14 protein-coding genes are annotated in these 13,287 nt (G+C 74.9%); 6 read left to right on the forward strand and 8 right to left on the reverse strand.

Features of this window, described 5'->3' with window-relative positions; translation table 11 throughout:
* Nucleotides 1–155: 155 nt before the first annotated feature.
* A complete protein-coding gene (locus tag AC07D6_RS17705; RefSeq protein ID WP_315881210.1) occupies nt 156–965 on the reverse strand; it encodes an SGNH/GDSL hydrolase family protein in 810 nt (269 codons plus the stop codon).
* Nucleotides 966–1,293: 328 nt separating this feature from the next.
* Here AC07D6_RS17705 and AC07D6_RS17710 point away from each other — a divergent pair, with 328 nt between their 5' ends.
* A complete protein-coding gene (locus AC07D6_RS17710) occupies nt 1,294–2,385 on the forward strand; it encodes a DUF5925 domain-containing protein (protein ID WP_315881211.1) in 1,092 nt (363 codons plus the stop codon).
* A gap of 55 nt (nt 2,386–2,440) precedes the next feature.
* Here AC07D6_RS17710 and AC07D6_RS17715 read toward each other — a convergent pair whose 3' ends face one another.
* Entirely contained in the window at nt 2,441–2,815 is a 375-nt protein-coding gene (locus tag AC07D6_RS17715; RefSeq protein ID WP_479045248.1) for a GntR family transcriptional regulator, read from the reverse strand.
* 70 nt (nt 2,816–2,885) lie between these two features.
* Between AC07D6_RS17715 and AC07D6_RS17720 the strand changes: the two genes are divergently transcribed.
* Nucleotides 2,886–3,809 (forward strand): GNAT family N-acetyltransferase, encoded by a 924-nt coding sequence (locus AC07D6_RS17720; protein WP_479045251.1) that lies wholly within the window; start codon nt 2,886–2,888, stop codon nt 3,807–3,809.
* Nucleotides 3,790–4,263, forward strand: a complete 474-nt coding sequence (locus tag AC07D6_RS17725; protein ID WP_315881214.1) for a ribonuclease FAU-1 family protein — start codon at nt 3,790–3,792, stop codon at nt 4,261–4,263. The genes AC07D6_RS17720 and AC07D6_RS17725 overlap by 20 nt, the downstream gene beginning before the upstream one ends.
* Here the strand turns inward: AC07D6_RS17725 and AC07D6_RS17730 are convergent.
* The 4 genes from AC07D6_RS17730 to AC07D6_RS17745 are packed head-to-tail and all read right to left on the reverse strand — an operon-like array spanning nt 4,242 to nt 7,691.
* On the reverse strand, nt 4,242–4,700 hold the full coding sequence (locus tag AC07D6_RS17730) for a GNAT family N-acetyltransferase (RefSeq protein WP_315881215.1): 459 nt from the start codon (nt 4,698–4,700) through the stop codon (nt 4,242–4,244). The two genes, AC07D6_RS17725 and AC07D6_RS17730, sit on opposite strands and share 22 nt — an antisense overlap.
* Complete coding sequence (locus tag AC07D6_RS17735) at nt 4,697–6,193, reverse strand: tripartite tricarboxylate transporter permease (protein ID WP_315881216.1); 1,497 nt, start codon at nt 6,191–6,193, stop codon at nt 4,697–4,699. The genes AC07D6_RS17730 and AC07D6_RS17735 overlap by 4 nt, the downstream gene beginning before the upstream one ends.
* Complete coding sequence (locus AC07D6_RS17740) at nt 6,193–6,711, reverse strand: tripartite tricarboxylate transporter TctB family protein (RefSeq protein WP_479045255.1); 519 nt, start codon at nt 6,709–6,711, stop codon at nt 6,193–6,195. Before AC07D6_RS17740 ends, AC07D6_RS17735 begins: the two co-directional genes overlap by 1 nt.
* Complete coding sequence (locus tag AC07D6_RS17745; protein WP_315881218.1) at nt 6,708–7,691, reverse strand: Bug family tripartite tricarboxylate transporter substrate binding protein; 984 nt, start codon at nt 7,689–7,691, stop codon at nt 6,708–6,710. The genes AC07D6_RS17740 and AC07D6_RS17745 overlap by 4 nt, the downstream gene beginning before the upstream one ends.
* Before the next feature lie 126 nt (nt 7,692–7,817).
* Here AC07D6_RS17745 and AC07D6_RS17750 point away from each other — a divergent pair, with 126 nt between their 5' ends.
* Nucleotides 7,818–8,507, forward strand: coding sequence for a response regulator (locus AC07D6_RS17750; RefSeq protein ID WP_315881219.1), 690 nt, complete (start codon nt 7,818–7,820; stop codon nt 8,505–8,507).
* A gap of 328 nt (nt 8,508–8,835) precedes the next feature.
* Nucleotides 8,836–9,870 carry a YhgE/Pip domain-containing protein gene (locus tag AC07D6_RS17755; protein WP_479045260.1) on the forward strand — a complete coding sequence of 345 codons (1,035 nt, stop codon included), beginning with the start codon at nt 8,836–8,838 and terminating at the stop codon, nt 9,868–9,870.
* Nucleotides 9,871–10,071: 201 nt separating this feature from the next.
* Here the strand turns inward: AC07D6_RS17755 and AC07D6_RS17760 are convergent, their stop codons facing one another.
* Complete coding sequence (locus tag AC07D6_RS17760; RefSeq protein ID WP_479045262.1) at nt 10,072–11,331, reverse strand: DUF5685 family protein; 1,260 nt, start codon at nt 11,329–11,331, stop codon at nt 10,072–10,074.
* A gap of 273 nt (nt 11,332–11,604) precedes the next feature.
* On the opposite strand from AC07D6_RS17760, the gene AC07D6_RS17765 reads away from it, so the two are divergent.
* The gene (locus AC07D6_RS17765; protein ID WP_315881222.1) at nt 11,605–12,039 is read left to right on the forward strand and encodes a cell division protein SepF; all 435 of its coding nucleotides are present in this window, start codon (nt 11,605–11,607) and stop codon (nt 12,037–12,039) included.
* 12 nt (nt 12,040–12,051) lie between these two features.
* Here AC07D6_RS17765 and AC07D6_RS17770 read toward each other — a convergent pair whose 3' ends face one another.
* Entirely contained in the window at nt 12,052–13,242 is a 1,191-nt protein-coding gene (locus AC07D6_RS17770; RefSeq protein ID WP_479045265.1) for an acyl-CoA dehydrogenase family protein, read from the reverse strand.
* Nucleotides 13,243–13,287 lie beyond the last annotated feature (45 nt).

The following is a 13,287-nucleotide window of genomic DNA, read 5'->3' on the forward strand; positions in this document are numbered from 1 at the left end:
GCGGATCGCTGCCGGCCGCGTGCCGGACGAAAACCGCGCGGGCGTGGTGTGGCGGGCCCGTGGCGGGGTACCGGGGCGGAGGGTCGCGGTCCGGAAGGTGCGGGCGGCGGGGCGCGGTCGTGCCCCCGCCGCCGGGCCGGGCGACGCGTCCGCGCCTACGCGGCGTTTCTGAGGACCGGGAGGTAGCCGCCCGACTGGCCCGCGGCCGTGGGGTGGTACGACTCGCCGATGTTGAGCCAGTTGACGCTGTGCAGCCACGCCGAGCCGGAGCAGATCTCGTGGCCGGTGAAGGTGGGGACGACGTCGCCGAAGGTGAAGCCGTGGTCGGCGGCGCGCTTGGCGGTGGCGGCGTTGAGGTGGTCGGCGGCGCCGTTGATGGCGCGCCGCTCGTTCTCCGTGAGGCCGGCGACGCAGGTGCCGTTCAGCTGGTAGAACCGGGGGTAGCCGAGGACGACGACCCGGGCGGACGGGGCCTTGCCGCGGATGGCGCGGTACACGGTGTCGAGGCGCCCGGGCAGCGTCGTGTCGACGAACGCCTTGGCCTCGTTGACGCGCTGGATGCAGGTGGCCTCGGACTGGAGGACGCAGGTCGTCATGACGTCGGCGAAGCCGGCGTCGTTGCCGCCGACGGTCAGGGAGACGAGGTCCGTCCCGCTGTTGAGCGGCCCGAGCTGGCCGGCCGTCACATCGGCCGTGCGGGCGCCCGAGCAGGCGGTGAACGCGAACGACGAGGGGGCGTTGGCCGCCGCCCAGAGGGCGGGGTAGGCGCGGGGCGTGCGCTTGCAGGAGCCGCTGGCGCTGTCGTACGCGCCGGCTCCGACGCCGGAGGAGTAGGAGTCGCCGAGGGCCACGTAGTCGACGGCGGCGGCCGAGGAGTCGGCCTGTGCGGCCCCCGCACCGGTGAGGGTGAGGGCGGCGCCGAGGAGGAGCGAGGACGCGAGTGCGGCAACGCGGGACGTTTTCATGGAACCCCCTGTCGCGGGATCACTGCCTGCCCCTTGGTAGCAGTGACGGCGTGTGCATGCCAATAGTCGCGACGGTAATCGCCTGCACATTCCCTCTTTCGGGGTGCGCGTCCCACGGCGCTCCACCCGCACCGCCAACTCCGGCGCGCACCGGTGGAGTCGGCCCCACCCGTGCGCCCCTCTCCCGCGCCACCCCGCCCCTCCCCTGCCCCTCCTCTGCCTCCCCTCCGCCCCTCCTTTGCCTCTACCTGTGCCGCGGGGAGCCACGGCGGCGTGGCGGAGGGTGAAAACCGGTGCGGGAACGACGGGTGTGCCGGATCATGGGCGCATGTCAGCCAACCCGCAGGACGCACTGCCGATCCGGCTCACCGTCGACGACAGCGACTCCCCTTCCGACGTGGTCGACGCGTTGTTCCTCGGCCGCTTCGCCACCGGCGAGCAGCCGCACTCGCGCAGCCGCAGCCTCGACCGGGTCAAGTCGGGCTCGACGCTGCTCCCGCCGGGAGCGACGGTGCTGCGGTCCGCCCGCGCGGACGACCGCAGCGCCGTCCTCGCGGAGGGCGAGGGCTGGACGCTGCTCGTGTCCCGCTGGAACCGGGGCGCGGACGTCACCGTCACCGCCGTCGACGACGCCCTGGCCGAACGGGTCCTGGCCGAGGCCACGGACGGCGCCCAGGACGAGCCCGAACCGCGCCCCGACAACGTCACCATGGGCTTTTGGTACCTGTCCCCGCGGCGCGGCCCGCACCGGACGACCCGCCAGATCGCCGCCGGCGCCTGGGACGAGGTGCGGCCCAACTACACCGCGCCCGTCGCGGACGCGCTGGACCGGCTGATGAAGGTCACGCCCGACGACGTCGCGGGCCGGCTGCTGCTCCTGCACGGCCCGCCCGGCACGGGCAAGACGTCCGCGCTGCGCACGCTCGCCCGGTCGTGGCGGGACTGGTGCCAGGTGGACTGCGTCCTCGACCCGGAGCGGCTGTTCGGGGACACCGGCTACCTGATGGACATCGCGATCGGCGAGGACGACGGCACGGCGGAGGGCCGCTGGCGACTGCTGCTCCTGGAGGACTGCGACGAACTGATCCGCGGCGAGGCCAAGCACACGGCGGGGCAGGCCCTGTCGCGGTTGCTGAACCTGACGGACGGGCTGCTGGGACAGGGCCGCAACGTCCTCGTCGGCGTCACCACCAACGAGGACCTGGAGCGGCTGCACCCGGCGGTCGTCCGGCCCGGCCGGTGCCTGGCCCGCGTCGAGGTCGGGCCGCTGACCCGCGCCGAGGCGGTCGCCTGGCTGGGCGGGGAGGAGGGCGTCGGCCGCGACGGCGCCACCCTCGCGGAGCTGTACGCCCTGCGGCGCGGCACCGGCCCCACCTCCCTCCCGGAGCCGCGGAACGCGGGCGCGGGCCTGTACTTGTAGGGCTCCGCCCGTACAGCTCCACCCGTAGGGGCCCCTCGCGGGGCTCCCCGCCGGCTCACGCCCCGTACACGGCGCGCAGGGCGTCCGCCACCGCCGCCCCGGCCTCGGCCTGGGTCAGGCCCAGGCGGCGGGCCTCCCGTGCGTAGGCGGCGGCCGCCGCGGCGGCGTGGCGTCCGGCGGCGTCGCCGGCCGCCGCGACGAACGTGCCGGCGCGCCCCCGGGTCTCGATCACGCCGTCCGCCTCCAGCGCCCGGTACGCCTTGGCGACGGTGTTCGCGGCGAGGCCCAGCTCCTCCGCCAGGCCCCGGACGGTGGGCAGCCTGTAGCCGGCCGGGAGGCGGCCGGAGCGGGCCTGCTCGGAGATCTGGGCGCGCAGTTGTTCGTAGGGGGCGGTCGACGACCCGGCGTCGACGGAGAGTTTCACGGTCACGGGCCGATTGTTCCCCACCGCGCGGAAATGGGGAGGCGGTCACGGCCCGGGCCCCGTAACGTGCCGTCCCATGGCCGTCATCATCCGTGACTTCCACCCCGGGGACGCCGAGGCGGTGGTCCGGTCCCGCCGCGCCACCGTGCCGTTCCTGGCGGTGACGCCCCGTTCGGTCCTCTTCGACGTCGAGAGCGCCAACCCCGCGAAGCGGTTCCGCCTGCTGGTGGCCGAGGAGGACGGCGAGGTCGTCGGGACCGCCTACGCCGGCATCGCGTACGACAGCGGCGTCCCCGGCCAGGGGTACGTCACGCCGAACGTCCACCCGGACCACCGCGGCCGGGGCGCGGGCGGGTCGCTGCTGCGCACCGCCGAGGAGCACCTGGCGGCCCACGGGGCCACGACGGTCCACGCCTGGGTGCGGGACGACCCGCACAGCACCGCGTTCGCCGCGAAGCGCGGCTACCGTCCCACGCGGACCGCGCACTTCCAGCACCTGGACCTGGCCCGCGCCGCCCTCCCCGAGCCGCCCGGCGCGCTCCCGCCCGGAGTCGCGCTGCGCACGGCCGCCGACTACGAGGACGACCCCCGGCCGCTGTTCGAGGCGGACGCGGAGGCGACGGCCGACGAGCCGGGCGACATCGCCGCGGTCCTCGACGACTTCGACGACTGGGTGCGCCACACCTGGAACAACCCCCTGTTCGACCGCCACCTGTCCACGGTCGTGACGGTGGACGGCCGGGTGGCCTCCTACACCGCCGCCCACACGGACCGCGAGACCCGTTACGTCTCCGGCATGACCGGCACCCTGCGCGCCCACCGCGGCCGGGGCCTGGCGAAGCTGGCCAAGGCGGACTCGCTGCGCCGCGCCCGCGCCGCCGGGCTCACCGACGCGTACACGAGCAACGACGGCGCGAACGGGCCGATGCTGGCGATCAACCGGTGGTTCGGCTACGGGATCTGCGCCACGGAGGTGCGCCATGTCCGCACGCTCGGTTGACGTCGTCCTCGTCAAGGCGGGGCGTACGAAGATCCGGTACCGGGCGGAGGTGGTCCGTGACGACGGCGCGGTGCTGACAGTCCGCGCCGCCTGGGCGGGCGAGGGCGTGCGGGACTTCGGCTTCGTGCGGTTCGAGCCCGGCGACGTGTTCACGGAGCACTACGGGCGGGACCGGTGGTACTCCGTGAAGGAGGTGCGGGCCGCGGACGGCACGCCGAAGGGCTGGTACTGCGACATCACCCGGCCCGCGCGGATCACGGCCGCGGAGGTGGTCGTGGAGGACCTGGACCTGGACCTGTGGGTGTCGGCGGACCGGCGGCTGGTGCTGCGCCTGGACGAGGACGAGTTCGCGGCGAGCGGCCTCGCGGCGCGCGACCCGCACGCCGCGGCCCGCGCGGTGGAGGCGCTGGACGCGTTGGAGGCCCTGGCCCGTCAGGGCAGCGACTTGCGGTAGTGGAAGCGGTCGTAGGGGCCGTCCTTGCGGCGCTCGACGACCTCGTAGCCGTACCGCTCGTACATCCTCCGGTTCTCCCACATCATCGCGTTCGTCAGCAGGCGCACCTGGGGCAGGCCCAGGGCGCGGGCGCGGTCCTCGACGAAGGCGAGGAGGCGCCGGCCGAGGCCGGTGCCCCGGACGTCGGGGTGCACGGCGATCGAGTCGAGGTACAGGTGGTCGGGCTCGGTGCGGACGACGACCAGGCCCCGCACCGGCTCCCCCGCGACGAACACCCGCCCCGCGGCCACGTCCGCCGCGTGATCGGCCTCCATCGGGGCCGGTACGAGGCCGATCCGGTCGATGTAGGGGCGGTAGGCCGCGTCGGTGACGGCCTTCACCGCGGGCGTGTCGGCGGGGGCGGCGGGGCGGATGCCGTCCGCGGGGGTGTCCGTCATGCCGTCAGGTTACGGCGCCGGTTGATCACCTTCGCGATCAGGGGCCAGGCCAGCAGGAGCGCGACCACGGCGTAGACGGCGAGGGAGAACGGCGTGTTGACGAGACCGGTGAGGCTGCCGTCGCTGATCTGGAGGGCGCGGCGCAGCTGCTGTTCGGCGGCCGGGCCGAGGATGACGCCGATCACGGCGGGCAGCACCGGCAGGCCGTAGCGGCGCATGCCGAACCCGATGAGGCCGATGACGAGCAGGACCACCAGGTCCAGCGCCTCGCCGCCGACCGCGTACGCGCCGACCGCGGCGAAGAACAGGATGCCCGCGTACAGGTAGGGGCGGGGCACTCGCAGCAGCTTCGCCCACACCGGGGCGAGCGGCAGGTTCAGCGCCAGCAGGAGCACCATCCCGACGAACAGGGACGCGATCAGGCCCCACACGAGCTGCGGCTCGCGTTCGAACAGCAGGGGGCCCGGCTGGATGCCGTACTGCTGGAACGCGGCGAGCATGACGGCGGCGACGGCCGTCGTGGGCAGGCCCAGGGTGAGCATCGAGACGAGGGTGCCCGCGGCGGAGGCGGAGGCGGCGGACTCGGGCCCGGCCACGCCCTCGATGGCGCCGCGCCCGAACTCGTCCTTGTGCCGGGAGAGCCGCTTCTCGGTGACGTACGACAGGAACGTCGGGATCTCGGCGCCGCCGGCCGGGATCGCACCGAACGGGAAGCCGACGAGCGGGCCGCGCAGCCACGGCTTCCAGACGCGCCTCAGGTCGGCCCGGGCCAGCCAGGGCCGGCCGACCGGGATGGCGTCGGCGCCGTGGCGGCGCAGGTGCGCGGCGACCCACAGGGCCTCGCCTATGGCGAAGAGGCCGACCGCGACGATGACCACGTCCACGCCGTCGGCGAGCTGGAGCGAACCGAAGGTGAGGCGGGCCTGGCCGGTCGTCCCGTCGAGGCCGACGAGGCCGAGGGTGAGGCCGATCAGCAGGGACGCCAGGCCGCGGACGCGGGACGAGCCGAGGACGGAGGTGACGGCGATGAAGGCCAGCACCATGATCGCGAAGTAGTCGGGGGCGCCGATGTCGACGGCGAGCGCGGCGACGACGGGGGCGAGCGCGACCAGCAGGACCGTGCCGATCAGGCCGCCGGCGAAGTGGCCGCCGGCCGCGGCGGCGAGCGCCTGGGCGCCGCGGCCCGCCTTGGCCATGGGGTTGCCCTCGATCGCGGCGACGACGGCGGCGCTCTCGCCGGGCGTGTTCAGCAGGATCGAGGTGGTGGAGCCGCCGAACATGGCGCCGTAGTAGATGCCGGCGAACATGATGAACGCGCCGGTCGGCTCCAGCCCGTACGTGACGGGCAGGAGCAGCGCGACGGCCATGGCGGGGCCGATGCCGGGCAGGACGCCGATGGCGGTGCCGAGGAGGACGCCGACCGCCGCCCACAGCAGGTTGAGGGGGGTGAGGGCGGTGCCGAAGCCCTCGACGAGGGAGTTCAGGGAATCCATCAGATCACTCCCATGAGCGGCCCGCCGGGGAGCGGAACGCCGAGCAGGTGGTCGAAGACGAGGTACGTGACGAAGGACAGGGCCGCCGCGATGAGCGGGTCGCGGTCGGTGCGGCGGCTGCCGAGGGCGTACGCGCAGCCCCAGAAGAGGAGCGCGCCGGAGACGGGGAAGCCGAGCGGGCCGATGAGGACGGCGTTGCCGAGGAACACCCCGGCCAGGAGCAGCACGGTCCGCCAGTCGGTGGGCTCGGACAGGTCGACGTCCTCGCCGCCCTCGGCCTCGCCGCGCCCTCCGCGCAGCACGTCGACGGTGAGGAGGACGGCGACGAGGAGCAGCCCGGCGCCGACGACGAGGGGCACGGTGCGGGGACCGACGGGGCCACGCTGGGTGAGGTCGACGCTCATCGTGACGGCGTCGGTGAGGACGAGGACGCCCAGGAGGAAGAGGAAGGCGCAAACGCCGAGTTCGGAGTGGTCGCGGAGCCAGGCGCGGCGGTCACGGGTCGCGGGGGCGGTCACAGTCCGAGCTCCTTCAGGACGTCGGCGACGCGCTGGTCCTGCGCGTCGAGGAAGGCGCCGAACTCCTCGCCGGCGAGGAACGCGTCGGTCCAACCGTTCTTCTCCAGGGACGCGCGCCACTGCGGGGAGGCGTGCAGCTTCGTGACGAGGGTGACGAGCTTGTCGCGTTCGGCGTCCGTGAGGCCGGGCGGGGCGACGATGCCGCGCCAGTTGGTGAACTCGGTGTCGAGGCCGGACTCGCGGAGGGTGGGCGCGTCGACGCCGGGGACGCGCTCGGCGCCGGTGACGGCGAGGACGCGCAGCTCGCCCGCCTTGATCTGGTCGAGGTACTCGCCGACGCCGGAGACGCCGAAGGCCACCTTGTCACCGAGGATCGAGGCGAGGAGCTCGCCGCCGCCGTCGAAGGGGACGTAGTTGACCGCCTTCGGCGGGATGCCGGCCGCCTGCGCCATCAGCATCGGCGCGAGGTGGTCGGGGCCGCCCGGGGACGAGCCGCCCCCGACGGGCAGCCCACCGGGGTCGGCCTTCCAGGCGGAGAGCAGGTCGCGCAGGGTCCGGTACGGGGAGTGCTTGGACACCACCACGATGTCCTGCTCCTCGGTGAGCCGGGCGATGGGCGTGGTGTCGGCGAGGGTCTTGGGCGCGTTGTTCGTGTGGACGGCTCCGACGACGCCGAGACCCATGGACATGGCGAGCCTGCCGTCGCCGTGTTCGCTGACGAGCGAGGTGAGGCCGACGGTGCCGCCCGCGCCGGGCAGGTTGAAGACCTCGACGTTGCGCGTCAGGCCGGCGTCCTCGGCGTTCTTCGCGACGGTGCGGGCGGTGATGTCGTAGCCGCCGCCGGGCGTGTTGGGGACCATGAGGCGCAGGCCGGGGATGTGGGTGCCGGTGTCGGAGCCGCTGCCGGGCTGAAGCAGCGGCGGCCCCACGAGCACCAGCAGTGCCGCCCCGAGCAGGGCGAGGGGGGTGCGCAGTCGCACGGGTGCCGCCTTTCGGTTCTGGGTTCCGGGAGATGGCCCACATGTTGCCCGCGCGTTAAGAACATGTCTCCGTTCCGCAATCAACGGACGTTGTGGTCGTTGTGGTCGCGGCCTAGCGTTCGGGGAATGACGAGGGTGCTGGTGGTCGACGACGACTTCATGGTCGCCAAGCTGCACAGCCGCTACGTGTCCGCGGTGGACGGCTTCACGGTCGCCGGGGTCGCGCACAGCGGCGCCGACGCGCTGCGCGCCGCCCGTGAGCTGCGCCCCGACCTGCTGCTGCTCGACGTGTACCTGCCCGACATGGACGGCATCGAGGTGCTGCGGGCGGTACGGGCGGAGGAGGAGCGCGCCGGGCGGGGCGGCGCGCACGCGGACGCCCTGTTCATCACGGCCGCGCGGGACGCGGCCACGGTCCGCTCGGCGCTGCGGGCGGGCGCGCTGCACTACCTGATCAAGCCGTTCAGCCAGGCGGCGCTGCGGGAGCAGTTGCTGCACGCGGCGTCCGTGCGTACGCGTCTCGCCGCGCTGGACGAGGCCCGCCAGGAGGACGTCGACCGGATCTTCGGCACCCGGCCCCGCGCGTCGCGGGAGCTGCCGAAGGGGCTGGCCGCGCACACGGCGGACCTGGTGGACCGCGTCCTGCGCGAGCACCCCGCGGGGCTGTCCGCGTCGGAGTGCGCGGAGGCGGGCTCCCTGTCCCGGGTGAGCGCCCGCCGCTACCTGGAGTACTTCGCGGAGACGGGCCGCGCCGAGGTCACCCTCCGCTACGGCGGGACGGGCCGCCCGGAGCGCCGCTACCGGCGGGTGGGCTGAGCGCCGGCGGGGCAGGACGAGGGCGGCGGCCGGGCGCGCAGGACGTGCCGCGGGGCGGCGGACTGGCGGCGGCCGGACGTGGCGGCGGCAGCGGGCGGGCGAACACGGCGGCCGGGCGCGTCGGCGGCGGGCGGCGAACAGGCACGGTGACGGCGGGCGCGGTGGCGGCGGGTCCGGCGGGCGGCGGTCGGACGTGGCGGGCGGCAGCGGGCGGGCGAACGCGGCGGCGGCTGGGCGGCGGGTCCGGGCGGCGGGTCCGGCGGCCGGGGCTCAGCCATTCGGCCCCGCACCGCCTGCGGGAACCCCGGCCTGACCGGAGCGTGGGGGCATGACGCTCGCCGCCGAGGTGCGAAGCGCCGTCACGCCCAGGGCCGCCCTGCTGGTCGTCGGCGTGCTGGCGCTCCAGTTGCTGTTCATCGCGTCCTACGTGGGCGCCCTGCACGACCCGAGGCCCACGGACGTGCCCTTCGGCGTGGTCGCGCCGGGCCCCGCCGCCGAGCGGACGGCCGACCGCCTCGCCGCGCTGCCCGGCGACCCGCTCGACCCGCGGGTGCTGTCCGACGAGGCCGAGGCGCGGCGGCGGATCACGGACCGGGAGATCGACGGCGCCCTGGTCGTCGATCCGGCGGGCACCACCGACACCCTGCTGGTCGCCTCCGGCGGCGGTACGGTCCTGGCGACCGCCCTGGAGCGGATCGCCACCGAGGTCGAACGACCCCAGGGCCGCACGGTCCGGACGGTGGACGTGGCCCCCGCCTCCGAGCGGGACTTCGACGGCCTGTCCGCCTTCTACCTGGTCGTCGGGTGGTGCGTGGGCGGCTATCTGCTCGCGTCGATCCTGGCCATCAGCGCGGGCTCCCGGCCCGCCAACACCCGGCGCGCGGTCATCCGGCTCGCCGCCCTGGCGCTCTCCGCGCTCCTCGGCGGGCTGGGCGGCGCGATCATCGTCGGCCCGGTGCTCGGCGCGCTGCCCGGGAGCGTCGCCGCCCTGTGGGGGCTGGGCGCGCTGGTGGTCTTCTCGGTCGGCGCGGTCACCCTGGCCCTCCAGGCGCTCACCGGCATCGTCGGCATCGGGCTGGCCGTGCTGCTGATCGTGATCGCCGGCAACCCGAGCGCGGGCGGCGCGTTCCCCGGCCCCATGCTGCCCGACTTCTGGCGGACGATCGGCCCCGGCCTGCCGCCGGGCGCGGGCACCTGGGCGGCGCGGTCCATCGCGTACTTCCGGGGCAACGCCGTCTCCGGGCCGCTCCAGGCGCTGTCCGTCTGGGCGGTCGCCGGGACGGTGGTCACCCTGGTCGTGTCGTCGCTGCGCCGCGGCGACGGCACCGGGGACGCGCCGCCGGCCGGCGCGGACAGGGCCTGACCGGCCCCGATCCCGCGCGGGCCCCCGGCCCCGGTGCTCCCGGGACCGGGGGCCTTCCCGGTTCCCGTGCCGGGGTCCGCCGGTTTGCGCGCCGTGCCCGGCGAGCGCCCCCGCGACGGGCCGGGGCGCGGCCTGAGGGCCGCTCCCGCCCCGTCGCGGAACCGGCCGGTGCGCGTACGGGGCGCCGGTGCGCGTACGGCCTCAGCAGCCGTCGCAGGGGCAGCAGCAGTCGCAGCTGCAACTGTCGCAGTCGCGGCAGCAGCCCTCGCGCTTCTTGCGGGACCAGGGCCCCTCGTACTCCTCCGCGCAGCAGATCCGGCAGGTGCAGAAGAGGCCGACGAAAACGGCGCAGCCGGCGAGGAGCCCGCGTGGCGGCTTCTGTCGCGGCCCCTCGCCGCCGAAGCCCGACCCGCCCGACCCGCCGCGTCCCCCGCCGGACCCGCCGTGACCACCATGACCGCCGAGACCACCATGACCGCCCGGCCCGCCGCCCCCGTACGGGTTGAAGGAGCCGTACGGGCCGGGGGCCTGGCCCCCGCCCTGGTGGGCGTGGCCGTGCGGGGGCAGGGGCGCGCCGGGCGCGCCGTACCCCTGGTGCGAGCAGGACGGCGCGGCGAACGCGCGGTCCACCGATCGCCGCAGCTCGTGCACGAGGAGCTGGTGCAGCAGCCGGTCGTCGACGAACTCGGCGTCCCGCAGCGCGAGGCGCACGCCGTGCACGGCGTCGTCCGCGAGGCGCCGCGCCTCGGTGAGTGACGTACCGGTCGCGGTGAGCGGGTTCCAGGCGCCCGACGCCGTGTCGGCCTCCAGGTCCTCGACGGCGTCCAGCAGGTGGGCGAGGCGCCCGAACAGCCGGCCGGCCTCCGCGAGGGGCGCGGCGTTCCCCGGCCTGCCGGCGAGGACCGCGGTGTGCGCGAAGGCGGCGGCGGTGGCCGTCTCGGTCGGCTCGGTCACCGCCAGCAGGGGCGTGCCGGGCCGGGCCAGCGCCTCGACACCGGTCTGCCGGTCGACCGCGTCGAGCAGGACCGCCGTGTCGAAGCCGAGTTCCCGCCCGGCCCGGGTGCCCGCGGCGTCCCAGCGGCGCGCGACCCGGCGGGCGGCCGCGGCCACCGGGCGGCGGGCCAGCAGCCCGTCGCGGTCGGCGACGTGGTCCCGCACCTTCGCCGAGGCGAGCACCAGGGAGACGGCGGCGGCCAGCCGGGCGCCCTCGCCGCGCGCGACGGGCGCGGTGCGCATCGCGCGCAGCGGGCAGGGGCCGGCGGTGCGCCGGGCGGCGGCGGTGCGCACGGTCTGGGCCTCCGTCAGGACCGAGACGACGAGCCCGTCGTAGTTGGTGGCGACGCGGGCGAACTGGCCGTGGTCGGCGCGCAGGGCGAGGCAGAGCCCGCACAGGTGCGCCATCCACTCCGTCCGGAGCCCTTCCGCGAGCCGGTGCGAACAGGGCCTGACGATACCGAACATGTGCTCCCCCGTGACTGGATCCGTACGCGCTGGGCATCGTAGCCGGGGGTCCGTTCACCCGTACGCGCGCCGACTCGCCCGCCCGGTGTGAATTTCATATTTGGGGTATAAGAAGCCCGTTACGCAGCAAGTATCCTGACGAATCGCCATATCTTCTGCACCAGTACCGTCACGAAACGCTCGCTCGGCGGCTATCCACTTGGCGCGCGATCCGCATCATGGACGACCATAGGGGTGCGGAACCACACGTGACCACGTTGAAAGGAGGCGTCCATGGGATCGGTACGCAAGGCGAGTGCCTGGCTGGGACTCGTCGAGGACAACGACGAGCGCTACTACGACGACGAGTACGCCGAGACCGCCGAGAGCGGCGACGCCTGGGTGACCGACCCCCGCGTGCGGGTCGCCTCCGAGAGCGCCCGGGAGGAGGGCCGCCGGATCGCCACCGTGTCGCCCGCCGGCTTCCGCGACGCCCGGGCGATCGGTGAGCTGTTCCGCGACGGCATCCCGGTCATCATGAACCTCACCACCATGGAACCGGACGACGCCAAGCGCGTGGTGGACTTCGCCGCCGGCCTGACCTTCGGCCTGCACGGCTCCATCGAGCGGGTGGCCACCCGGGTCTTCCTGCTGACACCCGCGGACACGCAGGTCCTCACCGGGGAACCCGGGGGCCGCGCCCAGGACGGCTTCTTCAACCAGAGCTGAGGGCGGGGCCGCTCATCGGAAGGCGTCGAGACCGGTGAGCGCCTTGCCCAGCACCAACTGGTGCATCTCGACGGTGCCCTCGTAGGTGAGCACCGACTCCAGGTTCGTGGCGTGCCGCATGACGGGGTACTCCAGGGAGATCCCGTTGGCGCCGAGGATCGTCCGGGCCGTGCGGCAGATCCCGATCGCCTCCCGCACGTTGTTCAGCTTGCCGAAGCTGACCTGTTCGGGGCGCAGCCGCCCCGCGTCCATCCGCCGCCCCAGGTGGTGGGCGAGCAGGACGCCCTTGTGCAGCTCCACCGCCATGTCGGCGAGCTTGGCCTGGGTGAGCTGGAAGCCGCCGATGGGCCGCCCGAACTGCTCCCGCGTCCGCGCGTAGTCGAGCGCCGCCTCGAACGAGGCCCGCGCCGCGCCCATGGCGCCCCACACGATCCCGTACCGGGCGTGCGTCAGGCAGCCGAGCGGGCCCTTCAGCCCGGTCACGCCGGGCAGGACCGCGTCGGCGGGCAGCCGTACGTCGTCCATCACCAGCTCGCTGGTGACGCTGGCCCGCAGCGACCACTTGTGCTTGATCTCCGGCGCGGAGAAGCCGGGGGCGTCGGTCGGGACGGCGAAGCCGCGCATCCCCTCGTCGGTCTGCGCCCAGACGACGGCGACCCCGGCGACCGATCCGTTGGTGATCCACATCTTGCGGCCGTTGAGGATCCAGTCCGTGCCGTCCCTCCGGGCGTACGTGCGCAGGGCGGCCGGGTCGGAGCCGTGGTCCGGTTCGGTGAGGCCGAAGCAGCCGATCGTCTCGCCCGCCGCCATGGACGGCAGCCAGTGCCGCTTCTGCTCCTCGGAGCCGTACTTCCAGATCGCGTACATGGCGAGGGAGCCCTGGACGGAGACGAGGGAGCGGATCCCGGAGTCCGCGGCCTCCAGCTCCAGGCAGGCCAGCCCGTACTGGACGGCGCTCGCCCCGGCGCAGCCGTACCCCTCCAGGGACATGCCGAGCGCGCCGAGCGCGCCGAGCTCCCGGGCGAGTTCGCGGATGACGGGCAGCTCGCCCCGCTCGTACCACTCGGCGATGTGCGGCAGCACCCGCTCGGCGGCCCAGCCGCGGACCGTGTCGCGGACGGCGAGGTCCTCCGGGTCGAGCAGGTCGTCGACGCCGAGCGGGTCGTCCGGGTCGAACGGCGGGAGCTTCGCGGGTGCGGGCATACGGACCTCCGGCAACTGGCTCACCAGGGAGACGACGGGAAAACT

It is taken from the genome of Streptomyces sp. NPDC045287 (assembly GCF_056432325.1).

Excerpts from the sequence above, each read along its gene's own strand:
- AC07D6_RS17720 (WP_479045251.1), top strand. The coding sequence starts at position 2,886 with ATGGCCGTCATCATCCGTGACTTCCACCCCGGGGACGCCGAGGCGGTG.
- AC07D6_RS17725 (WP_315881214.1), top strand. The coding sequence starts at position 3,790 with ATGTCCGCACGCTCGGTTGACGTCGTCCTCGTCAAGGCGGGGCGTACG.
- AC07D6_RS17710 (WP_315881211.1), top strand. The coding sequence starts at position 1,294 with ATGTCAGCCAACCCGCAGGACGCACTGCCGATCCGGCTCACCGTCGAC.
- AC07D6_RS17760 (WP_479045262.1), bottom strand. The coding sequence starts at position 11,331 with ATGTTCGGTATCGTCAGGCCCTGTTCGCACCGGCTCGCGGAAGGGCTC.
- AC07D6_RS17765 (WP_315881222.1), top strand. The coding sequence starts at position 11,605 with ATGGGATCGGTACGCAAGGCGAGTGCCTGGCTGGGACTCGTCGAGGAC.
- AC07D6_RS17735 (WP_315881216.1), bottom strand. The coding sequence starts at position 6,193 with ATGGATTCCCTGAACTCCCTCGTCGAGGGCTTCGGCACCGCCCTCACC.
- AC07D6_RS17770 (WP_479045265.1), bottom strand. The coding sequence starts at position 13,242 with ATGCCCGCACCCGCGAAGCTCCCGCCGTTCGACCCGGACGACCCGCTC.
- AC07D6_RS17755 (WP_479045260.1), top strand. The coding sequence starts at position 8,836 with ATGACGCTCGCCGCCGAGGTGCGAAGCGCCGTCACGCCCAGGGCCGCC.
- AC07D6_RS17730 (WP_315881215.1), bottom strand. The coding sequence starts at position 4,700 with ATGACGGACACCCCCGCGGACGGCATCCGCCCCGCCGCCCCCGCCGAC.
- AC07D6_RS17750 (WP_315881219.1), top strand. The coding sequence starts at position 7,818 with ATGACGAGGGTGCTGGTGGTCGACGACGACTTCATGGTCGCCAAGCTG.
- AC07D6_RS17705 (WP_315881210.1), bottom strand. The coding sequence starts at position 965 with ATGAAAACGTCCCGCGTTGCCGCACTCGCGTCCTCGCTCCTCCTCGGC.